This window comes from Streptomyces sp. NPDC002795, assembly GCF_042888725.1.
GTDB lineage: Bacteria > Actinomycetota > Actinomycetes > Streptomycetales > Streptomycetaceae > Streptomyces.
Map to the genome: position 1 here is coordinate 765,317 of NZ_JBIAQB010000002.1, position 26,154 is coordinate 791,470.

A 26,154-nucleotide genomic window follows, 5' to 3' on the forward strand; every position below is an offset into this window, starting at 1 on the left:
GCGCGGAGGTCCGCGAAGCTTCTCGGGTGACCGAGACAGTGACCGATACACAGACCCCACCGGAGGGCCGGGACCGCGCCCGTCAAAGACGCCGTCCCCACAGGCGCCCCCACCGCGCCTGGGCCGTCGCCGCCGTGACCTTCGTGACGATCGTCGGGGCCGCCGCCTTCGCCTCCCTGCCGGGGCTGCTCATCGAGCCGCTGCACGACCCCGACACGGGGTTCGGCTGGTCGCGCGGCACCATCGGCTTCGCCGTGTCCATGAACCTCGCGCTGTACGGGGTCACGGCCCCGTTCGCCGCCGCGCTCATGGACCGGTTCGGGATACGGAAGGTGGTGGCCCTGGCGCTGATCGTCATCTCCGGCGGGTCGCTGCTCACCGTGTGGATGACCGCTGCCTGGCAACTGGTCATGTACTGGGGTGTGTTGGTGGGGCTCGGGAGCGGGTCGATGGCGCTCGCCTTCGCCGCCACCGTCACCAATAGGTGGTTCGTCGCGCGGCGTGGGCTGGTCACTGGCGTGCTGACCGCGGCCGGGGCCTCGGGGCAGCTGGTTTTTCTGCCGCTGCTGTCCTGGATCGTCGACCGGCACGGCTGGCGGCCCGCCGCCGTGACCGTGGCGCTCTCCGCGCTCGCCGTTGTCCCGCTGGTGTGGCTGCTGCTGCGCGACCATCCCGCCGACGCGGGCGTGGCGCCGTACGGGGCCAAGGAGTTCGTGCCGAAGCCCGCGCCCGTGCTGGGAGCCGGGAAGCGGGCCGTGACCGTCCTCGTGAAGGCCGCCCGCACCGGGCCCTTCTGGCTGCTCGCCGGCACCTTCGCGATCTGCGGCGCCTCCACGAACGGCCTGATCAAAACGCACTTCGTGCCCGCGGCCCACGACCACCACATGCCCATCACCACGGCCGCCTCACTGCTCGCCGTCATCGGCGTCTTCGACATCGTCGGGACCATCGCGTCGGGCTGGTTCACCGACCGGATCGAGGCGCGCCGGCTGCTCGCCGTCTACTACGCGCTGCGCGGCGTCTCGCTGCTGTTCCTGCCGATGCTGCTCGGGCCGGAGGTCCGGCCGCCAATGATCTTCTTCATCGTCTTCTATGGCTTGGACTGGGTCGCCACCGTGCCGCCGACCATCGCGTTGTGCCGCGAGCACTACGGCGAGGACAGTGCCATCGTGTTCGGCTGGGTGCTCGCATCGCACCAGGTGGGGGCCGCGATCGTGGCCTTCCTTGGCGGTGTCGCGCGGGATGTCTTCGGACGGTACGACGTGGTCTGGTACGCCTCGGGCGCGCTGTGCGCCGCGGCGGCGCTGATGTCGCTCATCATCCGGCGGGGCCGGGCGGGCGCCACCGACGCCGCCCCCGCGCCTTCAGTCTCGTAGCCCCGAGAAGGTTCCCCTGTGGAAGAGGAGCGGACCGGTGCCGCCGTCCTCCGCTCCCAGCGCCGTCACGCGGCCCACGACGATCAGGTGGTCCCCGCCTGTGTGCACCGCGTGGATGGCGCAGTCGATCCACGCGGCGGCGCCTTCGAGCCGCGGCGCGCCCGATACCGGCGCCTCGTCGTACGCGACACCGGCGAACTTGTCCGCCCCGCTGACCGCGAAGCCCCGGCACAACTCGCCCTGGTCCGCGCCCAGTACGTTCACGCAGAACGCCCCGGCGCGGGCGATCCGCGGCCAGGTCGTCGACGTACGGGCCACCATGAACGCGACGAGGGGCGGGTCGAGGGACAGGGACGCGAAGGACTGGCAGGCGAAGCCGGCGGGACCCGCGTCCGGCTCGGCCGCCGTCACCACGGTCACTCCGCTGGCGAACTCGCCCATGACGCGGCGGAATTCGGCCGGGTCGACGGGTGCCCGCTCGTCGTCACCGACGGCCCGGAGGTCCGGTCGCGGCAGCGCCTCCACCGGTGACTCGGCAGTGGGCGCACCGACCGACCTGAGGTAACGGACGACGGTGGCCGCCATCCCTGCGTGTCCCATCATGCGTGTCCCCTCATGAAATCCATTGAAGCTGACGGTTCGTCAGATGGGAAGGGGTGCGGCAGCCCCGGACGGCCGTGCCCCCGGACCCTCCGCACCCCGGCCCGCAGAGTCAGAAGGCCGTCAGAAGGTCAGCACCCCGCGCGCCACCCTCCCCGCCTCCGCGTCCTCGACCGCCTTCCCGAAGTCCTCCACCGGGTACGTCCGTGTCACCAGCTCGTCGAGCAGCAGCCGGCCCTGCGCGTACAGGTCCGCGTACAGCTTGATGTCGCGCTGCGGGCGCGAGGAGCCGTAGCGGCAGCCGAGGATCGACTTGTCGAGGAACAGTTCGGCGGGGACGAAGGATGCCTCCGCCTTCGCCGCCGGCATCCCGAGGATCACGGCCTGACCGTGCCGGTCGAGGAGGTCGACCGCGGCGCGGATGAGTTCCACCCGGCCCACGCACTCGAAGACGTGGTCGGCACCGTCCGGCAGTATCTCCCGGACCGCCCCCACGTCGCTCAGGAAGTCCGTGGCGCCGAACTGCCGTGCCACCTCCTCCTTCGCGGGGTTCGTGTCGACCGCGACGATCCGCAGCGCACCGGCCACCCGCGCGCCCTGGAGCACGTTCAGCCCGACCCCGCCTGTGCCAATCACGACGACCGTGTCGCCCCGGTCGACCCGCGCCCGGTTCAGGACCGCGCCGACACCCGTGAGCACCCCGCAGCCGATCAGTGCCGCCGACGTCAGCGGGATCTCCTTCGGGATCTTCACCGCCTGCACCGCCTTCACCACGGTCCGCTCGGCGAACGCCGAGTTCGAGGCGAACTGGTAGAGGTCCTTCCCGCCTCGCGCGAACGGTTTCTGCGGCATCCCGATCGCCTTGCGGCACATCGTCGGGCGGCCCCGGTCGCACTCCGCGCAGGCCCCGCAGTTGGCGAGCGTGGAGAGCGACACGTGGTCGCCGGGCGCGACGTGGGTGACGCCCGAGCCGACCGCCTCCACCACTCCCGCGCCCTCGTGCCCGAGGACCACCGGGCGCGGGAACGGGATCGTCCCGTCGATCACCGACAGGTCGCTGTGGCACAGGCCCGCGGCGGCGACGCCGACGAGCACCTCCCCCGGGCCCGGGTCCCGTATCTCCAAGTCGTCTACGACGACGGCCTCTTCGCCGTCGAACACAACACCCCTCACGTGGCCTCCCTGGGCAGGCCGAGCACCCGCTCGGCGATGATGGTGCGCTGGATCTCGTCCGAGCCGCCGTAGATCGTGTCGGCCCGGCTGAAGAGGAAGAGACGCTGCTGTTCGTCGAGGTCGTAGGGCCGGCCGGGCGTCCAGTCCGTGGGGCCGACGGCCGCCTCCGCGCCACGCACCCGCAGGGCCAGCTCACCGAGCCGCTGGTGCCAGCCGCCCCACAGCAGCTTCGCGACGCTCGGCGCGCCCGCGTCGGGGGCTCCGCCGAGGGTGCGCAGCGCGTTCCAGCGCATCGTGCGCAGCTCGGACCAGAGGCGTACGAGCTGGGCGCGTACGAGCGGGTCCCGGATCGCCCCGTTGGTGGTGGCCGTGCGGACGACCGCCCGCAGCTCCTCGTCGAACCCGATCTGCTGGGCGAGGGTGGAGACCCCGCGTTCGAAGGCGAGCAGGCCCATGGCAACCTTCCAGCCCTCGCCCTCGCCGCCGACGACCTCCTCGGCGACGGCTCCGTCGAAGAACACCTCGTTGAACTCGCTCGTCCCGGTGAGCTGCCGGATCGGGCGTACGTCGATGTGGTCCGGCTGGTCCATGGGGACGAGAAGGAAGGAGACGCCCTTGTGTCGGCGCGCGTCCGGGTCGGTGCGGGCCAGTACGAAGCACCAGTCGGCCTCGTGCGCGAGCGACGTCCACACCTTCTGGCCGCTCACCCGCCAGCGGCCGTCCTTGCCGCGGGTCGCCGACGTACGCAGCGACGCCAGGTCGGAGCCCGCCCCCGGCTCGCTGTAGCCCTGGCACCACAGGTCCTCACCGCGCGCGATGCCGGGCAGGAAGCGACGCTGCTGCTCCCCGGTGCCGTACGCGAGCAGGGTGGGGGCCAGGAGGTTCTCGCCGATGTGGCCGTAGCGGCCCGGCGCCCGCACGCGCGCGTACTCCTCCGCCCAGACGACCTGCTGGGTGAGCGTGGCGGCGCGGTTGCCGAAGCCCGCGTCCGGATCCGCCGGCCAGCCGATTCCGATCCAGCCGCCCTTGCCCAACTCCCGTTCCCAGGCGCGCCGTTCTGCGCCGCCCTCGTGCTCGCTGCCCGGGCCTCCGCGCCCCACGGCGGCCGTGAACCGCTCGTCCAGATGGTGCTCCAGCCACTCCCGGGCCTCGCCCCGGAAAGCCTCATCCGCCTTGTCGAACCCGAACCCGAACCCGAACCCGATTCCGAACCCGAACTCCACGCCCCGCCACCCCCGTTACTGGTTGGGTCGGTCCTTGGCCGCCGCCGCCCGCGCCATCTCCTGGAGCTGCTCAAGGAGCGGCATGGGGTCGGTGCCGACCGTCCCCGGCAGAAAGTCCGCGATCTTCTCCGGCGTCCAGGGCCCGCCGTCCGCGTACCCGGCGCGCAGCTCGCGCGGTTGCGCCCATACGGCGATCTTCGGCCCGGCCACCGTGTAGACCTGCCCGGTGATCTTCTCCTCGCGGGCCCGCTCGCTGAGCAGATAGACGACGAAGGCCGCGACGTCCTCCGGCTCCCCGATCTCCTTCAGCTCCATCGGCACGTTCGCCGACATCCGGGTACGGGCCACGGGCGCGACGGCGTTCGCGGTCACGCCGTACTTGTTGAGCCCGAGGGCCGCGCTGCGCACGAGCGAGATGATGCCGCCCTTCGCGGAGGCGTAGTTGGCCTGCGCCACGGACCCCTGGTGGTTTCCGCTGGTGAAGCCGATGAGCGTGCCCGTCTTCTGCTTGCGCATGACGGCGGACGCGGCGCGGAAGACGGTGAAGGTTCCCTTGAGGTGCGTCTGGACGACCGGGTCCCACTCGTCCTCGGACATGTTGAACAGCATCCGCTCGCGCAGGATGCCGGCGACGCACACCACCCCGTCGATCCGCCCGTACTCGTTCACGGCCGTGTCCACGATGCGCTGGCCACCGGCCATGCTGGACACGTCGTCGGCCACGGCGACCGCGGTGCCGCCCGCCGCCTCGATCTCCTTGACCACGCCCTGCGCCACGTCCGACGTGGGCTCGCCGCCCTCGATGGACACTCCGTAGTCGTTGACGACGACCTTCGCGCCCTCGGCGGCGCACGCGAGCGCCACCGCCCTGCCGATGCCTCGCCCCGCTCCCGTGACGGCGACGACCTTGCCTGCCAAGAAGTTCCCCATGCCCGGCCCCTTCCCGCGGTTTCTGACGACCCGTTAGATTTCAACTCCGGTCGGAGTGTACGACCTGCCATCCGCCGGAACACAAGACCCGGGAGGACCCGATGCCCCTGCCCGCCGAGTTCCATGACATCGCCAAACGCGTGAACAACTGGGGGCGTTGGGGGGAGGCCGACGAGATCGGCACCCTGAATCTCGTCACCGACGACGTCGTGCGCGAGGCCGCCGCCGAGGTCCGCACGGGCCGCCGCGTCCCCCTCGCACTGCCCCTCAAGGAGGACGGCGTGCAGTCCGGGATGATCCCGGGCCGCATCAACCCGTTCCACACGATGGTGCAGATCAACTACGAGATCTTCGGCCCGGAAACCGTCGCCACCAGCGACGACGCCGTGACGATGGGCCTACAGGCGGCCACCCACTGGGACGCCCTCACCCACGTCTCGCACTCCGGCAAGCTCTACAACGGCCGCCCCGCCGACACCATCACGGCGCACCACGGCGCCCAGTTCAGCGGCATCGACAAGGCGCCGTACATCGTCTCGCGCGGCGTACTGCTCGACGTGGCGGCGGCGAAGGGGCTCGACCGGCTGCCCGGTGATCACGCGGTCACCCCCGAAGACCTCGACGAGGCGGCCGAGTTCGGGCGCGTGACGGTCGGGGCCGGCGACATCGTGCTCGTACGGACCGGCCAGATCCAGGTGTATCTGGCCGGGGACAAGAACGGGTACGGCTATCCGTCACCGGGCCTTTCGGTGCGTACGCCCGAGTGGTTCCACGCGCGGGACGTGGCGGCCGTCGCCAACGACACCCTGACCTTCGAGATCTTCCCGCCGGAGATCGAGAACCTGTGGCTGCCCGTGCACGCGCTCGATCTGGTCGAGATGGGGATGCTGCAAGGCCAGAACTGGAATCTCGAATCTTTGTCCACAGCCTGTGGAGAAGTCGGGCGTTATTCGTTCCTGCTGTCGGCGATGCCGGAACCCTTCAAGGGCGGGACCGGGACGCCGGTGGCACCCGTAGCGGTGTTCTGACGGCCCCACCGGACACGGAAAGCGGCGCGGGCACCCCCCACGGGGCCCGCGCCGCTCCGTGCGCGCTCACACCGCTTCGAACGCCACACCCTGGAACGCGCCGGTCGTCACCGCGGCGCACTGGTCGATCTCGCACCAGATCGCCTTGCCCGCACCCTCGGGGCGCCAGCCCCAGCGGTCCGCGAGCCCGTCGACGAGTTCGAGCCCTCGCCCGTTCGTCTCCTCGCCGTCCGCGTGCCGGGGCGCCGGCGGCCGCTCGCAGGTGTCCGCGACCTCCACACGTACGGTCCCGAGGCACGCCGCGGGGACGTCGCTGGGCAACGCCATGCGCAGCACGGCCGGATGCCCCGTGTGCACCACCGCGTTGGTGACCAGCTCGGAGACGATCAGAATCAGCGTCTCCGCCAACGACTCGTCGGCCTCTACGCCCGAACCGGCGAGACGCGAACGCGCCCACCTGCGGGCCCGCCCCACCTCCGCGGGGTCGGTCCCGACCTCCAGTTGAACCTGAAGCACCTGCACCGCTCACACCATCCGAATCCGGCGGGACCGCTGGAGTACTGCCTCGCGCCACTTACCGTGCTGACCAGCGAGAGGGATCACGGAACGTGAACCCCTTGAGACACAGCATGGTTGACGTACAGTCACCTCAACAAGCGCTTCGGGCATATTCCAGCGCGAAGGAGTACGCGTGCGGCATACTGTGCGACGCGTCCGGCCGAGGCTCGAACAGGCGGGGGCAGAACCCCGCCCTGCGCTGCGAGGGGCGCACATTGAGGGCCCCGGAGCCGCCTCGGAGGCAACACCGGCGCAGTCGCTCGGGTTCAGCACCACTCGCATCTGCCACAAGGTACCGGAGCGGGAGGCCGACTCCGTGCCGTGACGAGCCCCCCGCAGGACACAACCCGATAACCGCGCACGGTCACTGTGCGTGCACCCTTGCTCAGGCCCTCCGCTCAGACAGCCGCGCGTTCGCTTTCCGGACGCGCGGCCGTCTTCGTACGCAGGTCAGAGCGCCGCCGCGAGCACCTCTTCCGCAGCCCTCGCGCTGCCGCCCAACTCGGCCCGCACCCACGCCCGCTTCAGATGCAGATGCACGTCCGCCTCCCAGGTGAAGCCCATGCCGCCGTGCACCTGGAGGCAGTCGCGGGCGCCCTGCACGGCGGCCTCGTCGGCGAGCAGTTCGGCGCCCGCGACCTCGACCGGATCGGCGGTGACGGCCGCCGCGTACACGGCGGCGCGGGCCACCTCGACCCGTACGAGCATCTCGGCACACAAGTGCTTCACCGCCTGGAACGAGCCGATCGGTGATCCGAACTGCTCACGCTCCCGGGCGTGTTGGACCGCCATGTCGAGCGTGCGGCCGGCCGACCCGAGCTGTTCGGCGGCGTACAGGAGGGTCGCCTCCAGGGGGACGGGGGCGGGCTCGGGGAGCGCGTGCAGGGGGGTGAGCGGGTCCGCCGAGGCGATCGGGCGGGCCGTGGACACGTCGCCGCGCACCACGTCCGCGTCGTCCCGCCACGGCAGCAGGGAGCCGAACGGCGTGGTCACCACCGACTCACCCGCCGCGGCGCCCGGCACCTCGCCCGCCGCGAGGAAGGTGGCCACCAGCGGGCCCGGCACGAGGGCCCGCCCCACCTCCTCGAACACCACCACCGCGTCCGGCAGGCCGAGCCCGACGCCGCCCTCGGCCTCCGGCAGACACAGCGAGAACAGCCCGGCGCCGCCGAGCTCGCGCCACAACGCCCGGTCGATCGCGGGTGCGTCCACCGCGGCCCGCAGCGCGTCCCGCCCGAACCGCCCGGCGAGCAGCTCCCGCGTGCCGTCGCGCAATGCCCGTTGTTCCTCGGTCAGTTGGAAGTGCACGCCTACCGTCCCCCCTGTGACGACTTGGGCAGTCCGAGGATCCGCTCGGCGACGATGTTGCGCTGGATCTGCGAGGTGCCCGCGGCGATCGTGTACGACAGCGAGGAGAGCCGGTCGAGCGTCCACTCCTGGTCGGTGTCGAGGGCGCCCGCGCCGCCGAGGACCCGGGCCGCGGCCTCGTAGAGACGCTGCCGGGCGTGCGAGTACCGCAGCTTGAACACGGACCCGCCCACGCCCGGCACGCCGCCGGTCGCCTGTGCCTCGCTCACGTTCCACTGGGTGAGCCGCCACAGCGCGCCGAACTCGGCCGACAGCAGGGCGAGTTCGCGGCGCAGCACGGCGTCGTCCCAGCGGCCGGTCTTCTTCGCGTGGGCGGCGAGTTCACCGAGGACCCGGCGGCAGGCGACGACCTCGCCGACGAACGCGGTGCCGCGTTCGAAGGACAGGGTCACCATGGTCACGCGCCAGCCGTCGTTCTCCTCGCCGACCCGGTTGCCTACCGGCACCCGCACATCGTCGAGGAACATCTCGGCGAACTCGGTCGACCCGGCGAGCGTGCGCAGCGGCCGCACCGTGATGCCGGGCGCGTCCATCGGCATGGCGAGCCAGGAGATGCCGCGGTGCTTGGGAGCCGACGGGTCGGTGCGCACGAGCAGTTCGCACCAGTCGGCGACCTCGGCGTGCGAGGTCCAGATCTTCGAGCCGCTGATCACGTACTCATCGCCCTCGCGCCGCGCCTTCGTACGCAGCGCCGCCAGGTCGGACCCGGCGTCCGGTTCGCTGAACCCCTGGCACCACACCTCGTCGCCGCTGAGGATCGGCGCGAGCCAGCGGTCCCGCTGCCCGGCGCTGCCTTCGGCGGCGATCGTCGGCCCCGCGTGCAGCAGCCCGACGAAATTCGCGCCTACGTAGGGTGCGCCCGCCCGTTCCGTCTCCTCCAGGAAGATGAGCCTCTTCGTAGGCGAGGCGTCCCAGTGCACGTCCCCGTACCCGGCGTCGTACAGACGCCGCTGCCAGCCCATGTCGTACGCGCGTCTGCCCGGCCAGTCGTCGGGCGACGGCTTCGGCGGCAGCGTGGGCAGCACGCCGCCCAGCCACTCCCGGAGCCGCGCCCGGAACCCCTCTTCCTCGTCCGTGTACGTGAGGTCCACGGGCTACCGGTCCAGGTCGAGATCGAGCATGCGGATCGCGTTGCCGCGCATCAGCTTGTAGATCGTCTCGTCGTCGAGGCCCTTCACGTGATCGAGCGCGACCTCCTTGGTGTTCGGGAAGGTCGAGTCGACGTGCGGATAGTCCGTCTCGAACGTCGCGTTGTCCCGGCCGACGGTGTCGAGGGACGCCACCCCGTGCTTGTCGCGGAAGAAGCAGCAGAAGATCTGCCGGTAGTAGTACGAGGACGGGGGCTCGGGGATCAGGTCCCGGACGCCGCCCCACGCGCGGTGCTCCTCCCACACGTCGTCGGCGCGCTCCAGGGCGTACGGGATCCAGCCCATCTGCCCCTCGCTGTAGGCGAGTTTGAGGCTCGGGAACTTGACGAGCACGCCACTGAACAGGAAGTCCATCATCGAGGCCATCGCGTTGTTGAAGCTGAGCGAGGCCTGGACGGCGGGCGGCGCGTCGGGGGAGGCGGCCGGCATCTGCGAGCTGGAGCCGATGTGCATGTTGACGACCGTCCCGGTCTCCTGGCACACGGCGAAGAACGGGTCCCAGTAGCCGGAGTGGATGGACGGAAGCCCCAGGTGGGTGGGGATCTCGGAGAACGTCACGGCCTTGACGCCCCGCGCGGCATTGCGCCGGATCTCGGCGACGGCGAGCTCGATGTCCCAGAGCGGGATGATGCACAGCGGGATCAGCCGGCCGCCGCTGTCGCCGCACCACTCCTCGACCATCCAGTCGTTGTAGGCGCGCACGCAGGCGAGCGCGACCTCCTTGTCGTGCGCCTCAGCGAAGGTCTGACCGCAGAAGCGGGGGAAGGTCGGGAAGCAGAGGGACGCCTCTACGTGGTTGAGATCCATGTCGGCGAGCCGCGCCTTCGGATCCCAGCACCCGCGCCGCATCTCGGCCCGCGTGATCCCTTCCAGGGTCATGTCGTCGCGGTCGAAGCCGACGGCCGCGATATTGCGCTTGTACGGGAACTTGAGGTCCTCGTAGATCCACCAGTCGGTGGGCGGCCCCGCCGGATCCATCGTGATCTGGTACTTGCCCGCCACGTAGGCGAGTTCGCCGATTCCCGCGGTCAGCGGCTTCGGCCCCTTGTCCCGGTACTTGGCCGGCAGCCAGGTCTCGAAGAGATGAGGCGGTTCGATCACATGGTCGTCGACGCTGACGATGCGCGGCAGTTCCGTCATGAGTGTTCAGCCCCTCGCCGTATCTGATGACCCGTCAGATAGCAGGCTAGCCCCGCACCTCTGGACCGACAAGGAGCGCGGACTTACGCTCTCAGCCAGATCTGACAACCCGTCAGGTAACGGCACCGGCCGTGAAGGGGTACAGAGATGACCGACACCGCACACGCCCTGGGCGCCTCCCGCACGCTCTGGGACCTGGTCGAGCGCCGCGCCGAACTCACCCCCGACCACCCGGTGCTGCTCCAGGACGACCGCACCCTGACCTTCGGTGAGTTGCGCGACCGCGGAGAGCGCGTGGCGGCCGGTCTGTACGACCTGGGCATCCGCCCCGGCACCGTGGTCGCCTGGCAGCTCCCCACCCGCATCGAGACGGCCCTGCTCTCCTTCGCGCTCGCCCGCATCGGAGCGGTGCAGTCGCCGGTCATCCCCTTCTACCGGGACCGCGAAGTCGGCTTCGCGCTACGGGAGTCGAAGGCCGAATTCTTCGCGACACCGGGCGTCTGGCGCGGCTTCGACCACACCGACATGGCCCGGCGGCTCGGCGCGCGCGGCATCTTCGAGGCGTACGAGAACCTGCCGGAGGGCGACCCGGCAGTCCTTCCCCCGCCACCCGCCTCCGGCACGGACGTCCGCTGGATCTACTGGACCTCGGGCACGACGTCCGACCCCAAGGGCGTGCTGCACACGGACCGCTCCCTCATCGCGGGCGGCTCCTGCCTCGCCCACGCGCTGCACCTGTCCGCCTCCGACGTCGGCTCGATGGCGTTCCCGTTCGCGCACATAGCGGGCCCCGACTACACCGTGATGCTGCTCCTGTACGGCTTCCCGGCGGCGATGTTCGAGCACTTCGCGATGCCGGACTCACTGGACGAGTACCGCAGGCACGGAGTGACGGTCGCGGGCGGCTCCACGGCCTTCTACTCGATGTTCCTGACCGAACAACGCAAGCAGCCGGACGAGAAACTCATCCCCACGCTGCGCCTGCTGGCGGGCGGCGGGGCCCCGAAGCCGCCGGAGGTCTACCACTCGGTCGTCCGCGAGATGGACGTCCAACTCACCCACGGATACGGCATGACGGAAGTCCCGATGATCACGATGGGGGCGCCGGACGACACCGCGGAGAACCTGGCGACGACGGAGGGCCGCCCGCCCGAGGGCATGGAGATCCGCGTCGTCGACGCCGGCGGCAAGCAGGTGCCGCCCGGCGTCGACGGCGACGTACGGCTGCGCGGCGAGGCTGTCTGCCAGGGCTACCTCGACCCGCGCCAGAGCGCGGGCGCCTTCGACGAGGACGGCTTCCTGATCACCGGCGACCTGGGCCATCTGCTGCCCGAGGGCCACCTGGTCCTCACCGGCCGCGCCAAGGACGTCATCATCCGCAAGGGCGAGAACATCTCCGCCAAGGAGATCGAGGACCTGCTGCACGAACACCCCGCCGTCCAGGACGCGGCAGTGATCGGCCTCCCCGACACGGAACGCGGGGAACGGGTGTGCGCGGTACTCGAACTGCGCCCGGGACAGCCCCCGTTGACCCTCCCCGAACTCACCGCATACCTGCGCGACCAGAGCCTCTCCACGTTCAAACTGCCCGAACAACTGGAGACGGTGGACGCCCTCCCACGCAACGAGACGCTGCGCAAGGTACTGAAGTACAAACTCCGGGACCGCTTCAACGGAACCACACCAACCCCCGCCGGCGATTGAGGCCCGGGGCCCCGAGTCAGCCCCGCCCGGACCAATCAAGCCCCTGCGGCGATTGAGAGCGGGGTCCGGGCAGCGCCCCGAGACCGCAACGCCGGTGGGCCTGCTCCGGGACCGGGGGCATTCGAAGCCCCGCCGGCGATTGAGGCGCGGGGCCCCGAGGCAGCGCCCCCGGGCCAATCAAGCCCCTGCGGCGATTGAGCAGCGGGGTCCGGGGCAGCGCCCCGAAACCGCAACGCCGGTGGACCTGCTCCGGGACCGGGGACATTCGAAGCCCCGCCGACGATTGAGGCGCGGGGTCCGGGGCGGAGCCCCGGGACCGCAACGCCGGTGCGGCTATTCCGGGACGGTGAAGTACCGAGCGAAAGCCCGGACGACCACATCCTCCGAGACCCGGCCGGAGCCCCCCGCCTCCAACGCCTCAACCGCCGCCCGCGCCACATCCGCCTCAACCCCGAACGCCCCAAGCACCCGCAGCGCGGTATCCGCCGCGATCCCGTCCCCCTCCGCCCCGGCCACCGCGAGAGCCCCCCGCAGAAACGGCCGGGCGATCTCGGCAAACCGGTCCGGATTGTCCCGCAGCCGCTTCACGGCCCCGGTCACGAACTCCTCGCGGGTCACCCTCTGGTCCCCGTCGACATCCGCGATCCCGGCCATGCCCTGCCAGAACGCCTCGGCCCCGGCGAACAGCGACTGCCCCCGATCACACCGCGCGGTCACCCCGAACTCGGCGAGCAGCGCCTTCGCGGCGACGTAGAAGTCCTCGCGGTCGATGTATCCGTTGCCGTCCTGGTCGAAGCCGGCGAACCGGGCCGCGATCCTCCGCTCGTCCATGCTCATGGGCCGCCTCTCGGGTCGATGGGTCTTACGCAACGGAGCGTACGACGGTCCCGTGCGCGCACGCCCCGAACTGCGACGATTTGTGTCAAGGCCGGTGAGAATCCGGTACAAGCCGTTACGCCGACATCGGCGCCGCGTCCTCGTCCACCGCCGAGGCGACATCCGGGTAGACATCGAAGAGGCGGCGGACACCGAGGGCGCCGAGCACGCGGTTCACGTGGGAGCCGTCGACCGCGCCCTGAGCCGGCAGGATCAGGCGCAGGCGGCCCTGGCAGGAGCGCATCAGACGGCGTGCCGCGATCAGCACGCCGACGCCGCTCGAATCACAGAACAGCACGTCGGAGAGGTCGAGCACGACGCTGCGGCGGCCGTCGGCCACCGCCTCGTGCACCTGCTGACGCAGCGCCGGGGACGTCACGAGGTCCATCTCTCCCGACGCGCACACGACGGCCCAGTCGCCCTGCCCTGACTCGGTCACCTTGAGCGTCACGCGCCACGCCTCTCGCTCGGGAATATGACGATTCGGAATCCGTCCCTACGTTTCTTCTGCGCGGCTGCCCTGCCGCACGGGGATGAAACACTCCCGCAGACCTATCACATATGACCTGGTTAAGCCCTGGCCGGTCACCTGTGAAGCGAATCGCTCATGGGGTTCCACGGCGCGATTGGTCTTTATCATCCGCTGCTCTCCAGGGGCGCACAATGCGGCAAAGGGGCGTGCGCTGTCGGCGCCGACGGTTACATTCGAGTACTAGGCAAAGTAGTTCGGGCAGTCGGTGAGGGGGCCCCATGCCCAAGGACACCCCGTCCCGCTGGGACCGCAGGATGCAGCAGCGCCTGGCCCACGGGGAGGCGGCGGCGCTCGGCGAGCTCTACGACCGGTTCGCCTCGCTGGTGCACGGCCTGGCACACCGCGTCCTCGACGACGAGACGGCGGCCGACCAGATCACCCGTGACGTGTTCACACAGATCTGGGAGAATCCGGAGTCCTACGACCCCAAGCAGGGCCCGCTGCGCTCCTTCATCGCCACCCTCACCCACCGGCACGCGGTGCAGCGCCTGCGCCAGACCGAGTCCGCCGCCCTCGTGCGCACCGGGCTCGGCACCACCGAGGACCTGGAGCGCAAGGTGCGTCACGCCTCCGCAGCGGCCCGCGCCGACTACATCGTGACGTCGATGCCCGCCCCACTGCGCGACGCGCTCAACCTCGCCTACTTCCAGCGCCGTGACTACCGCCAGACCGCCGCCGACCTCGGCGTCACCGAGGACGAGGCCCGCCGCAGGCTCCGCCTCGGCCTGCAACTCCTGTCGACGGCCCACAACGCGGGCACACCTCCCGGCCGCAGCTACGGGAGGCCGGCGTGAGCGCGGCGAACGGACCGGACCGGTTCGACCCCTACGAGGAGGAACCCGACGGCACGGGACCGGCGGACCGGCCCTGGATACCGACACCCCGCTCCTCCGTCGAGGACACCGGCCGCCCGCTGCCCGACGTGACGGCGGCCGAACCGGCCGTCCTGGAGCACCACGTCCTCAAGTCACTGCTCGGCGCCTGGGCGCTCGCCGCCTGCGCCCCCGAGGAAGCGGCCGCCGTCGAGATCCACCTGGGCGAGTGCGGCGCCTGCGCCGAAGAGGCACTGCGGCTGCGCGACGCCGTCGGCCTGCTGCACGCCGAGGAGAGCCTCGACCTCGACCCGTTGCTGCGCTCCCGCGTCCTGGAGGGCTGCCTCACCCGCCGCCCCGCCCGCATCCCCGTCCCCGGCTGGGCCACCCCGTACGACTCGGAGACCGCCCGGCTCGACGCGCTGCTCCAGGACATCGGCGACGGCGAATGGCACGCGCCGGTGCGGCTGCGCTGGTACGAGGGCGCGGAGCAGGTCGGCAAGAAGACCACGGTGGCCGGGGTGATCGCCCACCTCACCAGCGTCGACGGCCTGGTCGCCCGCGCCCTCGGCCTGGAGGACCCGGCGCCGTCGCTCCTCGACCCCACCGCGCGCACGAAGGCGTACTGGCAGGCGTCCTACTTCCCGCCCACGCGCGCGGTACGGGCGCCCTGGCGCGAGCAGTCGCACTCCGTCATCCGCACGGTGTCCTTCGCGGGCTCGGACCAGGGCGGCGCCGGAGGCTCCGGTCAACTCCCGGTCTCGTACGGCAATTTCGAGCTCGCGCTGCGCGACGCGATGATCGACCGGGCCTTCGAGTGCTGGATCCACGCCGGTGACATCGCGGACGCGGTCGACTACCCGTACGAGGCCCCGCCCCCGCGCCACCTCAACCGGATGATCGACCTCGCCGCCCGGCTGCTCCCCGGCTCCCTGGCCGCGCGCCGCCGGCACGGCCTCGCGGCCCCCGCCAGAGAACTCGTCGGCGCGGGACGCCCCGGCCGCAGTCTGCGCCTCGAGGTCGAGGGAGCGGGCGGCGGCGAGTGGCTGATCGCCCTCGACTCCCCCGCGGCGGTCGGTTCCGACGAGCGGGAAGTGGCCCATGTCGCCCTGGACGGCGTCGAATTCTGCCGCCTCGCCGCGGGCCACGTCCTCCCGGAGGAAGCGGCGGCCGGCCAGGTCGGCGACCGCGAGGCCATCCAGGACGTCCTCTCAGCAACGGCGGGCCTGAGCCGCTTGTAGGCCCATCAAGCCCCGGTTCGGCCAATCAAGCCCCGCCGGCGATTGAGGCGCGGGGGCTCAATCAGGCGAAGACGACCGTCCGCCGACCGTTCAAAAGAATCCTGCGCTCCGCATGCCACTTCACGGCCCGCGCCAGCGCCTGGCACTCGACATCCCGCCCCACCGCCACCAACTGGTCAGGCGTGACCTCGTGCCCGACCCGCTCGACCTCCTGCTCGATGATCGGCCCCTCGTCGAGGTCGGCGGTCACGTAGTGCGCGGTCGCCCCGATCAGCTTCACGCCCCGCGCATGCGCCTGGTGGTACGGCTTCGCGCCCTTGAAGCTCGGCAGGAACGAGTGGTGGATGTTGATGATCCGCCCGCTGAGCGCCTTGCACAGGTCGTCCGAGAGCACCTGCATATAGCGCGCGAGCACGACCAGCTCGATGCCCTCGTCCCGCACCAGATCGAGCACCTGCTGCTCGGCCTGCGCCTTCGTCTCCTTCGTCACCGGGATGTGGTGGAAGGGGATGTCGTACGAGGCGACGAGCTCGCGGAAGTCCGTGTGGTTGGAGACCACCGCGGCGATGTCGACGGGCAGCGCCCCGATCCGCGCCCGGAAGAGGAGATCGTTCAGGCAGTGCCCGAACTTGCTGACCATCAGGACGACCTTCATCCGGTCCGAGGCCCGGTGGATCTGCCAGTCCATCTGGAACGAGTCGCCGATCGCGGCGAAGCTGGCGCGCAGCTTCTCCACGGTCACGGGGGCGTCCGCGCTGAAGTGGACGCGCATGAAGAACAGTCCTGTGTCGTGGTCACCGAACTGCTGGCTGTCCTCGATGTTGCAGCCGGTCATGAAGAGGTAGCTCGACACGGCGTGCACGATGCCCTGCTTGTCGGGGCAGGAGAGGGTGAGGACGTACTGCTCGGGGCCAGGTGCGGACTGCGCGTTCATGCGCCAAGGGTCCCACACCCCCGGCCCCTCCCAGCGAGCTGTCCGGCTACGCCGCCCTCGTCATGATGTGCAGCACCTCAAGCGTCTGCGGCACCGCATCCGGATCGTCGGCGTCGCTCGTGGCGAGCCTCACATGGGCGTCGCGGGCCGCGCGGACCGCGTCCGGCCAGCCCTCGTGGTTCAGATACGCGGCGACCGGGGCGTCGGGGCCCACCTGGTGCATGATCCGCAGCACCCGCAGCACGGCGGCGTCGACGAGCGCGCCCTCCTGCGAGTCCCGGAAGATCGTCCCCACGTACTTCTCGGCGGACCAGTTGTCCAGCCAGGTGTCCTCGACGAGGCGGTACACGGCGTCGGTGACGTCTCCGTATCCGTCCACGCCTGCCTGCCAGACGTCCCGCTGGAACGCCGGGTCGGAGAGCATGTGCAGCGCGGAACGCACGTTGCTGCGCCAGCGCCACCACGGCATGTCGTTGAGTGGCATGCCGCCCATCTTCGTTGAGCGACGGCCACGACGGGAAGAGTTGTCCGAGGTTTGCACGGTCATCGATCGTACGTCCCGACCCCCTGAGCCCCGCACGACCCCCGCAATTCACCTCATCGTCACCACGCGTTGACCACGGGTCACTCGACCGTTGGCGGCACGGCGGAATCGTGCGGGCACATGACCGGCAGTCGCCCCAGCACCCGTGACCGCACCACTCCCCTGAGCCACATACGCACCGCGGCCGTGCTCCTGAGCGCCGCCCTGGTCGCCGGGTGCGGGCTCGTCCCCGGCGACGCCAAGGGCGCGGAGGAACAGCCGGTGACCGTCATGACCTGGGCACCCGAGAAGACCAAAGCGACGAACATGCCCGGAATGCCCGCCATGGCGCGGGCCTACGCCCGCTGGATCAACGCCCACGGCGGCATCGGCGGTCGGCCGCTGAAGGTCCTCACCTGCAACGACCACAACGACAGCGTGGACGCCGCCAGGTGCGCCCGCTCCGCCGTCGAACACGACGCCGTGGCGGTCGTCGGCTCGTACAGCCAGCACTCGAACGCCTTCCTGCCCCCGCTGGAGTCCGCGGGCATCCCCTACATCGGGGGCTACGGCGCCACCGAGGCGGAGTTCACCAGCCCGCTGTCGTACCCGGTCAACGGCGGCCAGGCCGCCCTCCTCGCCGGCAACGGGCGCCAGCTGTCCGGGCCTTGCGCCCGCACCGTCCTGATCCGCCCCGACTCCATCGCGGGCGACCAGCTCGCGCCTCTGCTCAACTCCGGTCTCTCGCTGCGCGACCGCCCCGCCGCCGTCGACATGCTCGCCGACGACGACGCCACCGACTACGCCGACCAGGCCCGCCGCGCCCTCGACACCGCGAGCGGGGCGCCGCAGGGCGAGGGCTGCGTCGCGGCGGTGCTCGGGGAGCGTACGAACACGTTCTTCGACTCGTTCCGGCGACTGCGCGAGGACTACCCCTCGGTGCGCACCGCGACCGTCCTCGGCAGCGTCGACCAGACCGTCGTCGACCGCACCGGCGGCCCGGACAGCCCGTACGAAGGGGCGTACGTCACCAGCTGGTACCCGGCGTCGGGCGACGCGCGCTGGGGCCCCATGAAGCGGGCGATCAACGAGCAGGCCTTCGGCGACAACCGGATCGACCCGGCGGACGCGGGTGTGCAGACCACCTGGATCGCGTACGAGGTGCTGCGTCAGGTCATCGAGTCGGTCGGCGACGGCGCGGTGACCTCGCGCACCGTACGCACCGCGCTCGACGACGACCTCAAGGTCACGACGGGCGGGCTCACACCGCCGCTGCGCTGGGGCTACGGCCACATGTCCCCGGTCGGCGACTTCCCGCGCCTGGTCAACGCGCGGGTGACCTTCCAGCAGGTCGTCTCCGGGCGGCTCAAAGCGACCAGGAAGTCCTCGGTGGACGTGACGGGCACGCTCGCCGGGATTTCCTGATCGCTGCCTTCTAAAGAAGTCGTCAGAAAGAAGTCGTCAGAGCTGGACGGCCGAGCGCTGGGTCAGCCCGTACTTGCTCGCGATCTGGTTCCACAGCTTCGAGGCCAGCTGCTTCTGCTTGGACGCCGTTCCGCTCGCCGCGTCACCCGCCCTGCGCTCGGGCGTCGCCTTGGCATGGCCCTTCTTGCACAGCGCGCGCTTCTTCGCGGCGACCTGGTCGCCCCACTTCGCGTAGTGGGCGTCCGCCGACGCGGAGGCCTTCCAGGCGCTGGTGAGCGCGGCGGTGAGGCGGGCGTGCTCGGGCAGCTTGTCCACGGACAGCGTGCCGAGCCGCGTCACCAGGTCATTGCGCTGCGTCGCGGCACTGCTCAGGTCCTTCGAGGCCTGCGGCAGCGCCTTGCAGCCGCCGATGTTCGCGACCGAACGCACCACGGCGGAGCGGCTGTTGTTGGAGTCGCCGAGCAGCTTGTCGAGCTCGACCGCCTGCTCCTTGGCCGGGTCCACGGACGGCGAGGGCGACTCGGACGCGGGCGCCGAGTCCGACACGTTCTTCGTCGCGTCCGTCTTCTTGTCGTCGTCCCCGCCACTGAGCATGGCGCCCGCGCCGACACCCACGACGAGAATGGCCACGCCGATCGCGGCGATCAGCGGCACCTTGGAACCGGTGCGGCTCTTGCCGCCGCGCGGCGGCTCGGGCTGGTACCCGTACTGCTGCGGGGGCGGCGTCATGCCCGGCGCCCCCGGCCCACCGGGCCCGGCCTGCGCCGCGTGCGGGTCGAAGCGCGGCATCTGCTGCGTCTGTGCGGCACCGCCCTCCGGCTCCGTACGGAACAGGGCGTCGAACTCGGCCGGCGGCGGCCGCTCACCGGGCGCTCCGGGACGTGGGCCGTAGCCCTGATCCTGAGCGGGCATCGCCTGCCCCGGCATGGGCTGACCCGGCATCCGCTGACCGGGCACCGGCGGTATGTACTGCGTGGCCTCGCTGTCGGCGGAGCCGCCGTAGCCGGGCGGCGCCGCGTCGGGCATCGGCTGCGCGCGCCCCAGGAACTGCGTGGCGTCCGGGGCCGGAGCCTCCGGCGGCAGCCCGGGACCGGCCGCGTGCTGGGCCGTCTGCTGGGCCGCCGGGGGTATGTACTGCGTGGCGTCCCCGTCGTACGCACCGGGAGCGGGGGCCGCGGGCGGCAGCGGGCCGGCCTCCGCGTACTGCTGCGGCAGCGCCTGCGCGGGCTGCTGCTGCGGAAGAGCGGCACCGTACGACTGGGGCGGCAGCGCCCCGAAGTCCTGCGGCGGCGCCGGCGGCATGGGCGCGGAGCCCTGCGGCTGACCCCACTCGTACGTAGGCACGGACCCGTCGTAGGTCGGCATCGGCCCGGCATTGTGCGCCTGCTGGGACTCGGGCCCCCAGGGCTGCCCCCACGGACTCGCGCCCGCAGGACCCGCCTGGTCGCCGTACGTGCCCGGCAACAGGGGCTCACCGCCGTCGGCAGGCAGCACGACACCTTCGTGCGTCTGCCGCGCCTGCGGAAGGTGCGGGCGTTCGCCCTGCCCGCTCTGCCCGCTCTGCTCCGTCACCGTAAGACTCCTACGTAGGGGGTCCGAATCGTCGGCTCACGCTACCGGGTCTTCGTACGCCCGTGCTACGCACCTCAAACCCCGGAAACCTCCCCAGTGACGCGACTAACAAAACCGCCTGCCGGCTTGCCCGTTATGACACAGCTCACGCCGCCTGAAGCTCCACGCGCGCCCCGAACTCCCGCACCACGGGCTCCTCCCGGAACGGATCGAGGCGCTCCCTGAAGTCGTCCAGATACTCCGCACCCCGGTTCGAACGCAGCGTGCCGAGCAGCTCCACGGCCCGAAGTCCCGTATGACAGGCCTGTTCCACCTCACGCTGCTGCACCTGCGCCGTCGCGAGCAGCACGAGACCGATCGCGCGGCGCCTGGCCCTCGACTCCGGATGCCCGGTCAACGACTCCTGCGCACACCGCGCCGCTTCCCTCGACTGCCCCAAGTCCCGGTGGCAGTGCGCCAGTTCGTCCGCCAGATAGGCGTGGTCGAAGTGCGCGATCCACACCGGGTCGTCCCCGGAGTCGGTCCGCCCGTCGGCCTGTTCCAGGGCGGCGACCGCGCGCGAGGACGAGGACTGCGCCGACCTCGCGTCCCCGAGAAGTGCGTGGCCGCGCGCTTCGGCGGCGTGGAACATCGCCTCAGCGCGCGGCGTCACACGCCCGCGCGCCCCCTCCTGAGCCGCGCGGGCGAGCTGGGCGATCTCGCGCGGGTTGCCGAGCTGCGCCGCCAGGTGACTCATGGACGCGGCCAGTACGTACCCGCCGTAGCCACGGTCACCGGCCGCCTGGGCGAGCCGCAGCGCCTGGATGTAGTACCGCTGGGCGAGCCCCGGCTGACCGGTGTCGATCGCCATGTACCCGGCGAGCTCCGTCAACCGCGCGACGGCGGAGAACAGTTCACGCCCCACCGCCTCCCGGTACGAACCGGCGAGCAGCCCGCTCACCACACTGTTCAGGTAGTGCACCACCACCGGGCGGACGTGCCCGCTCCCGTACTGATGGTCCAGATCGGTCAGCGCCTGCGTCATCGCCCGCACCGCCGCCACGTCCGAGGGCCCGACCCGCGGCCCGGCCGCCCGCGCCACCTGCGAGTCCGGCACGGAGATCAGCCAGTCCCGGCTCGGCTCGACGAGCGCCGACGCCGCGACGGACGAACCGGAGAGAAAGTCCCTGCGCCCCACGTCACTTCGCCACAGCTCGCACACCTGCTCAATGGCGCCGAGCACGGTGGGCGAGAACTGAAGCCCGACACCGGAGGCGAGGTTCTTCCCGTTGGCCATCCCGATCTCGTCGATGGTCACCGTGCGCCCCAGCTTGCGCCCCAGCGCCTCCGCGATGATCCCCGGCGCCCGGCCGCGCGGCTGCTGCCCACGCAGCCAACGCGCCACGGACGTCTTGTCGTAGCGCAGATCGAGCCCGTGCTCCGCACCGCACAGATTGACCCGGCGCGCGAGCCCCGCGTTCGAACAGCCCGCTTCCTGGATGAGCGCCTGCAGCCGTTCATTGGGCTGTCGCGCTACGAGAGGCCGTGCGGCCATGACGTACCCCCTGCTGTGCCCGTCCGGGTGTCCGACTGCCGGTCAACAGCCGGTCGTTGGATCATCACTGCCCTGCGCGGAAACGGAAGATGCACCACAAACGGGTGTCAAACGCATGCCCGTGTGACGCCGGCCCGCCGCGTCGCCGTTCTCGTTACCTCCCCGCACTACCCACCACCCGCGGCCTCCTCGCCCGCGCGCCCCCACCCATGCACCCATGCGCCCCACATGCGGGAACGATGCCCCCGCTCCGCCCGTACGTGCGCCCGTAACCCTCCGTGGCGGCGAGAGTTGAGAACGACGTGGAAGAGACCATCGCAGGCACCTCGGACGTCAGCTCACCCGTCACCGCCGCCGGGCAGATCCCGCATCAGCGCGGCGAATCACTCCTGGACACCGCCGTCCGCTACGCGGAGGAGCGGCACTGGGACGTGTTCCCGGGCACCTGGCTGGAGACCGGCGACGGCGTCCAGCGCTGCTCGTGCGCCTCCCCCCAGTGCCCCGCCCCCGGCGCGCACCCCGCCCGCCCCGACTGGGCGACACAGGCGACCGGCAGCGCGACCGCGGCCCGCCGCCTGTGGTCGAAGCAGCCGAACGCGTCGATCCTCCTCCCCACGGGCCGCACCTTCGACGCGATCGACGTGCCGGAGACCGCCGGGTTCCTCGCCCTCGCCCGCATGGAGCGCATGGAACTCACCCTCGGCCCCGTGACCTGCACCCCGGACCGCCGTATGCAGTTCCTCGTCCTGCCCGGCGCGGCCGCCAAGGTCCCCGACCTCGTACGGAAGCTGGGCTGGCCCCCGGCCTCCCTCGATCTGCTCACGCTCGGCGAGGGCCGCTACGTCGCCGCTCCCCCGACCCGCTTCGGCAACCAGGGCGCCGCCCAATGGGCCTGCCGCCCAACCGCCGCGAACCGCTGGCTCCCGGACGCGGAGGAACTCATCTCCCCCCTGGCGTACGCGTGCGGGCGCGAGGGCCGGCGCGGGTAGCGCGGCGCCTCCCTGTGGCCCGCCCCCGGCCGACGTATCGTGCCCGGACGGACGAAGACGACGAAGGGCGGGCCCAGTTGACCTCGGCCGAGGAAACCGCAGCCGTACGCGTGCACGACCTATGGAAGTCGTTCGGGCAGCAGACCGCCGTGGCCGGCATCGAACTCGCCCTGCCCGCAGGCCGGTTCATCGGCCTCGTCGGGCCGAACGGAGCGGGCAAGACCACCACCCTCTCCATGGTCACCGGCCTGCTCCGCCCCGACCGGGGCACCGTGTACGTCGCCGGCCACGACGTCTGGGCCGACCCCGCCGAGGTCAAGGCACGCATCGGCGTCCTCCCCGAGGGCCTGCGCCTCTTCGAACGCCTCTCCGGCCACGAACTCCTCGCCTACACCGGCCGATTGCGCGGACTGCCCGGCACGGAGGTCGACAAACGCGCCGACCAGCTCCTCGACGTACTGGACCTGGCCGGGGCCCGCAACAAACTCGTCGTCGACTACTCGACCGGCATGCGCAAGAAGATCGGCCTCGCCGCGGCCCTCCTCCACAACCCCGAAGTCCTCTTCCTCGACGAACCGTTCGAGGGCGTCGACCCGGTCTCGGCCCAGACGATCCGCGGCGTCCTGGAACGCTACACACGCTCCGGCGCGACGGTCGTCTTCTCCTCCCACGTCATGGAACTGGTCGAGTCGCTCTGCGACTGGGTCGCCGTCATGGCAGCGGGCCGCATCCGGGCACAGGGCCCGCTGGCGGAGGTCCGGGGCGAGGCGGCGTCCTTGCAGGAGGCGTTCCTGGAACTGGTGGGGGCGCAGGGGCGGGACAGTGGGGGAACTCTGGACTGGCTGGGCAACACCCGGGACCCGGCGCAGGCAAATCAAGCCCCGCCGGCGATTGAGGCGCGGGGTCCGGGGCAGAGCCCCGAGGCGTCAACCCCGCCGCAGCGCAACAAGCGGACCCACCCATGACCACCACCCTCGTCCAACTAAAACTCGCGCTACTGCGCAACGGCCTCCGCCAATCCCCCGGCCGCCGAGCCGCCTACATCGCCTCCCTCCTCGCGGCCACGCTCCTCGCCGCGATCCAACTCCTCGGCCTGATCCTCCTCCACGGCAACGCACACGCCGCAACCATCGGCATCCCCCTCACCACCCTCCTCGCCCTCGGCTGGGCATTCCTCCCGCTCTTCTTCCCCAGCGGCGACGAGACCCTCGACCCCACCCGCCTCGCGATGCTCCCGCTGCGCCCCGACCCACTCGTCCGCGGCCTCCTCGCGGCATCCCTGGTCGGCATCGGCCCGCTCTTCACGCTGTGCCTCGCGTTCGGCGCGGCGTACGCGGTGGCGCACGGAGCAGCCGCAGCAGTCGTCGCGGTGCTGGCGATCCCCCTCACCGTCCTCACCTGCGTCGCCCTCGCCCGCACCGTGGCAGCCGCCAACATCCGCCTGCTCACCAGCCGCAAGGGCCGCGACCTCGCCGTCCTGAGCGGGCTCGTCATCGCCGTCGGCGCACAGCTGGTCAACTTCGGGGTGCAGCGGCTCGGCGCGGCCGGCGGGGTCGACGCGCTCGACCCGGTGGCGAAGGTCCTGGGCTGGATCCCCCCGGCGTCGGCGATCGCGGCGGTCGACGCGACGAGCAAGGCGTCGTACGGCACGGCACTGGCCCAACTCGCCCTGTGCGCAGCGGCGCTCCTGGCACTCCTGACCCTGTGGCGCCGCGCCCTGACCCGCCTGATGACCGCGCCGGACGGCTCCACGATCGAGGCGGCGAGCCCCGGCCGCCGCCGCACGCGCACGGGTCCCCGGCTGCTCCCGGAGGGCCGCACCGGCACGGTCATGGAACGCAGCCTCCGCTACGTATGGCGCGACCCGAAAACCAAAGCGGCCTGGGTGACATCCCTGGCGATCGGCCTGATCGTCCCCGTCTTCAACGCCCTCCAGGGCACCGGCACCGTCTACTTCGCGTGCTTCGCCTCCGGGATGCTCGGCATCCAGATGTACAACCAGTTCGGCCAGGACACGTCGGCGTTCTGGATGGTGGCGATGACGATCGCGTCACCGAAGGACGCCTACACCGAACTACGCGCGCGTGCGTACGCCCTGCTCCTGATAACCCTCCCGTACGCCACGCTCGTCACTGTCATCACGACGGCGATGCTGGACGCCTGGCCCGACCTCCCCGAAGTCCTCGGCCTGTCCTACGCCCTGCTCGGCGCGATGCTCGCCACCGGCGCGTGGACCTCGGCGCGCTTCCCGTACTCGATCCCGCAGGAGGGCTACAAGAACGTCGCACCGGGCCAGGCGGGCCTGGCGTGGATCTCCATCTTCGGCGGCATGGTCGCGGCGGCCCTCCTGTGCACCCCGGTCCTGGCCCTCACCATCACCCTGCACGCGACGGACTCGGCGTCCTGGACGTGGATCCTGCTCCCGATCGGCGCGGCCTACGGAGCGGCGGCGACGTTCCTCGGCCTCCACCTTGCAGCCCCTCGCACGGCGGACCGCCTGCCGGAGATCCTGCTGGCGGTGAGCAAGGGCTGAGGCCCCTGCGGGCCCGGAAAACGCAGACGACCCGCGAGCCTGGTTCCTCCCGCCCCTGAGGACGGTCGGAAGCCGGCCGGACGTACCGGCGGCTCGCGGGTCGGGTGACTGCTTGGGATTGGGCCGGCTGCGCGCACGTATCGCGCACTGGTCCGGCGCCGAATTCGAAATGCGACGTCGGGCCGCTAGCCCGCAGTCACCTCACGCGTCCGGGATTCATACATCTGCCGAACCACCTCCCTTCGATGTGTCTCCCACTGTAGGAAGGTCCCTCGCGCCCTTCAACCGGTTTTACGCGACCTTGAGGAGGCCGGGGGTCACGCCCCCGCCGTCCCGTCGATCGCCTCCCGGAGGAGGTCCGCGTGGCCGTTGTGGCGGGCGTATTCCTCGATCATGTGGGTGAGGATCCAGCGGAGGGAGACCTTGGGGTCGCCGGTGAAGGCGGCTTCCTGGGGGGAGAGGGTGCCGGTCGCGTCGAGGGAGGCTGTCGCGGTGAGTTCGCGGGCGCGGGTGACCTCGGTGCGCCATTGGGCGAGGGCGTCGGGCAGGGTGCGGTCCTCGGTGAGGGTGAAGGCGTCCGGGCCCCCCGTGTCGTGGACCGGTGGAGTGGTGGGGGCGCCCGCGAAGACGCGTTGGAACCAGTTGCGTTCGACCTCGGCCAGGTGTTGGACCAGGCCGAGGAGGGTGAGTGCCGACGAGGGGATCGCGCGCGTGCGTGCCTGTGTGTCCGTCAGGTTCGCGCACTTGAGGGCCAGCGTCTCGCGGTGGAAGTCCAACCAGCCTTCGAGGGTGGTGCGTTCGTCGGAGGCCGGGGGTGGGACGGGGCGGCCGTCGGGCAGTGTCGTCATGCGTGCATGCTGGTTGTATGTGCTCTTCGGTTTCTCCGAACTTGCGTGAAGTCCGTGTGGGATGCGTCACGTTCGAGTTGAATGATC

Annotated in this window: 24 protein-coding genes; 9 read left to right on the forward strand and 15 right to left on the reverse strand. The window is 71.3% G+C overall.

All coding sequences use genetic code 11. The features are described from left to right. Positions 1–38: 38 nt before the first annotated feature. Positions 39–1,376: an MFS transporter gene (locus tag ACFYWS_RS08155; protein ID WP_389271793.1), complete on the forward strand. Its 1,338-nt coding sequence runs from the start codon at positions 39–41 to the stop codon at positions 1,374–1,376. Here ACFYWS_RS08155 and ACFYWS_RS08160 read toward each other — a convergent pair. The 4 genes from ACFYWS_RS08160 to ACFYWS_RS08175 form a co-directional block, all read right to left on the reverse strand. Further along, on the reverse strand, positions 1,365–1,976 hold the full coding sequence (locus tag ACFYWS_RS08160; RefSeq protein ID WP_389271796.1) for a flavin reductase family protein: 612 nt from the start codon (positions 1,974–1,976) through the stop codon (positions 1,365–1,367). The two genes, ACFYWS_RS08155 and ACFYWS_RS08160, sit on opposite strands and share 12 nt — an antisense overlap. Positions 1,977–2,099: 123 nt before the next feature. Beyond that, complete coding sequence (locus ACFYWS_RS08165; protein WP_389271078.1) at positions 2,100–3,149, reverse strand: Zn-dependent alcohol dehydrogenase; 1,050 nt, start codon at positions 3,147–3,149, stop codon at positions 2,100–2,102. Further along, positions 3,146–4,372: an acyl-CoA dehydrogenase family protein gene (locus ACFYWS_RS08170; RefSeq protein WP_389271081.1), complete on the reverse strand. Its 1,227-nt coding sequence runs from the start codon at positions 4,370–4,372 to the stop codon at positions 3,146–3,148. Before ACFYWS_RS08170 ends, ACFYWS_RS08165 begins: the two co-directional genes overlap by 4 nt. A gap of 15 nt (positions 4,373–4,387) precedes the next feature. After that, entirely contained in the window at positions 4,388–5,302 is a 915-nt protein-coding gene (locus tag ACFYWS_RS08175) for an SDR family oxidoreductase (RefSeq protein WP_389271084.1), read from the reverse strand. Positions 5,303–5,403: 101 nt separating this feature from the next. Here ACFYWS_RS08175 and ACFYWS_RS08180 point away from each other — a divergent pair, with 101 nt between their 5' ends. Beyond that, positions 5,404–6,330 (forward strand): cyclase family protein, encoded by a 927-nt coding sequence (locus ACFYWS_RS08180; protein ID WP_389271087.1) that lies wholly within the window; start codon positions 5,404–5,406, stop codon positions 6,328–6,330. 66 nt (positions 6,331–6,396) lie between these two features. On the opposite strand, the gene ACFYWS_RS08185 is transcribed toward ACFYWS_RS08180, so the two are convergent. The 4 genes from ACFYWS_RS08185 to ACFYWS_RS08200 all read right to left on the reverse strand — a co-directional run bounded on the left by ACFYWS_RS08185 (position 6,397) and on the right by ACFYWS_RS08200 (position 10,544). Then, positions 6,397–6,852: an ATP-binding protein gene (locus ACFYWS_RS08185; protein ID WP_389271090.1), complete on the reverse strand. Its 456-nt coding sequence runs from the start codon at positions 6,850–6,852 to the stop codon at positions 6,397–6,399. Positions 6,853–7,338: 486 nt separating this feature from the next. Then, positions 7,339–8,196 (reverse strand): acyl-CoA dehydrogenase family protein, encoded by an 858-nt coding sequence (locus tag ACFYWS_RS08190; protein WP_389271093.1) that lies wholly within the window; start codon positions 8,194–8,196, stop codon positions 7,339–7,341. A gap of 2 nt (positions 8,197–8,198) precedes the next feature. After that, positions 8,199–9,347, reverse strand: coding sequence for an acyl-CoA dehydrogenase family protein (locus tag ACFYWS_RS08195; protein WP_389271095.1), 1,149 nt, complete (start codon positions 9,345–9,347; stop codon positions 8,199–8,201). A gap of 3 nt (positions 9,348–9,350) precedes the next feature. Beyond that, complete coding sequence (locus ACFYWS_RS08200) at positions 9,351–10,544, reverse strand: amidohydrolase family protein (RefSeq protein WP_389271098.1); 1,194 nt, start codon at positions 10,542–10,544, stop codon at positions 9,351–9,353. 147 nt (positions 10,545–10,691) lie between these two features. Here ACFYWS_RS08200 and ACFYWS_RS08205 point away from each other — a divergent pair, with 147 nt between their 5' ends. Continuing rightward, complete coding sequence (locus ACFYWS_RS08205; protein ID WP_389271101.1) at positions 10,692–12,248, forward strand: class I adenylate-forming enzyme family protein; 1,557 nt, start codon at positions 10,692–10,694, stop codon at positions 12,246–12,248. 333 nt (positions 12,249–12,581) lie between these two features. On the opposite strand, the gene ACFYWS_RS08210 is transcribed toward ACFYWS_RS08205, so the two are convergent. Then, positions 12,582–13,079, reverse strand: coding sequence for an EF-hand domain-containing protein (locus tag ACFYWS_RS08210; protein ID WP_389271799.1), 498 nt, complete (start codon positions 13,077–13,079; stop codon positions 12,582–12,584). 121 nt (positions 13,080–13,200) lie between these two features. Beyond that, positions 13,201–13,575 (reverse strand): STAS domain-containing protein, encoded by a 375-nt coding sequence (locus ACFYWS_RS08215; protein WP_389271104.1) that lies wholly within the window; start codon positions 13,573–13,575, stop codon positions 13,201–13,203. Positions 13,576–13,874: 299 nt separating this feature from the next. On the opposite strand from ACFYWS_RS08215, the gene ACFYWS_RS08220 reads away from it, so the two are divergent. Both ACFYWS_RS08220 and ACFYWS_RS08225 read left to right on the forward strand, forming a co-directional pair. After that, positions 13,875–14,450, forward strand: a complete 576-nt coding sequence (locus ACFYWS_RS08220; protein WP_389271107.1) for a sigma-70 family RNA polymerase sigma factor — start codon at positions 13,875–13,877, stop codon at positions 14,448–14,450. Next, the gene (locus tag ACFYWS_RS08225; RefSeq protein ID WP_389271110.1) at positions 14,447–15,709 is read left to right on the forward strand and encodes an MDMPI N domain containing protein; all 1,263 of its coding nucleotides are present in this window, start codon (positions 14,447–14,449) and stop codon (positions 15,707–15,709) included. The genes ACFYWS_RS08220 and ACFYWS_RS08225 overlap by 4 nt, the downstream gene beginning before the upstream one ends. A 61-nt stretch (positions 15,710–15,770) precedes the next feature. Here ACFYWS_RS08225 and purU read toward each other — a convergent pair whose 3' ends face one another. Together purU and ACFYWS_RS08235 are read right to left on the reverse strand one after the other, a co-directional pair. Continuing rightward, positions 15,771–16,643, reverse strand: a complete 873-nt coding sequence (purU, locus tag ACFYWS_RS08230) for a formyltetrahydrofolate deformylase (protein WP_389271113.1) — start codon at positions 16,641–16,643, stop codon at positions 15,771–15,773. A 46-nt stretch (positions 16,644–16,689) separates the two neighbouring features. Further along, a complete protein-coding gene (locus ACFYWS_RS08235) occupies positions 16,690–17,190 on the reverse strand; it encodes a hypothetical protein (RefSeq protein WP_389271116.1) in 501 nt (166 codons plus the stop codon). A gap of 117 nt (positions 17,191–17,307) precedes the next feature. Here ACFYWS_RS08235 and ACFYWS_RS08240 point away from each other — a divergent pair, with 117 nt between their 5' ends. Further along, positions 17,308–18,591, forward strand: a complete 1,284-nt coding sequence (locus ACFYWS_RS08240) for an ABC transporter substrate-binding protein (RefSeq protein WP_389271119.1) — start codon at positions 17,308–17,310, stop codon at positions 18,589–18,591. Between the two features lie 36 nt (positions 18,592–18,627). On the opposite strand, the gene ACFYWS_RS08245 is transcribed toward ACFYWS_RS08240, so the two are convergent. Both ACFYWS_RS08245 and ACFYWS_RS08250 read right to left on the reverse strand, forming a co-directional pair. Next, entirely contained in the window at positions 18,628–20,163 is a 1,536-nt protein-coding gene (locus ACFYWS_RS08245; protein WP_389271122.1) for a hypothetical protein, read from the reverse strand. A 145-nt stretch (positions 20,164–20,308) separates the two neighbouring features. Next, on the reverse strand, positions 20,309–21,697 hold the full coding sequence (locus tag ACFYWS_RS08250) for a transcriptional regulator (RefSeq protein WP_389271125.1): 1,389 nt from the start codon (positions 21,695–21,697) through the stop codon (positions 20,309–20,311). Between the two features lie 302 nt (positions 21,698–21,999). Here ACFYWS_RS08250 and ACFYWS_RS08255 point away from each other — a divergent pair, with 302 nt between their 5' ends. From ACFYWS_RS08255 to ACFYWS_RS08265, 3 genes are all read left to right on the forward strand, one after another. Further along, a complete protein-coding gene (locus tag ACFYWS_RS08255; RefSeq protein WP_389271128.1) occupies positions 22,000–22,686 on the forward strand; it encodes a bifunctional DNA primase/polymerase in 687 nt (228 codons plus the stop codon). 77 nt (positions 22,687–22,763) lie between these two features. Next, a complete protein-coding gene (locus ACFYWS_RS08260; RefSeq protein ID WP_389271131.1) occupies positions 22,764–23,651 on the forward strand; it encodes an ABC transporter ATP-binding protein in 888 nt (295 codons plus the stop codon). Then, positions 23,648–25,219 (forward strand): transporter, encoded by a 1,572-nt coding sequence (locus ACFYWS_RS08265; RefSeq protein ID WP_389271134.1) that lies wholly within the window; start codon positions 23,648–23,650, stop codon positions 25,217–25,219. The genes ACFYWS_RS08260 and ACFYWS_RS08265 overlap by 4 nt, the downstream gene beginning before the upstream one ends. 317 nt (positions 25,220–25,536) lie before the next feature. On the opposite strand, the gene ACFYWS_RS08270 is transcribed toward ACFYWS_RS08265, so the two are convergent. Continuing rightward, positions 25,537–26,067 (reverse strand): DinB family protein, encoded by a 531-nt coding sequence (locus ACFYWS_RS08270; protein ID WP_389271137.1) that lies wholly within the window; start codon positions 26,065–26,067, stop codon positions 25,537–25,539. Positions 26,068–26,154 lie beyond the last annotated feature (87 nt).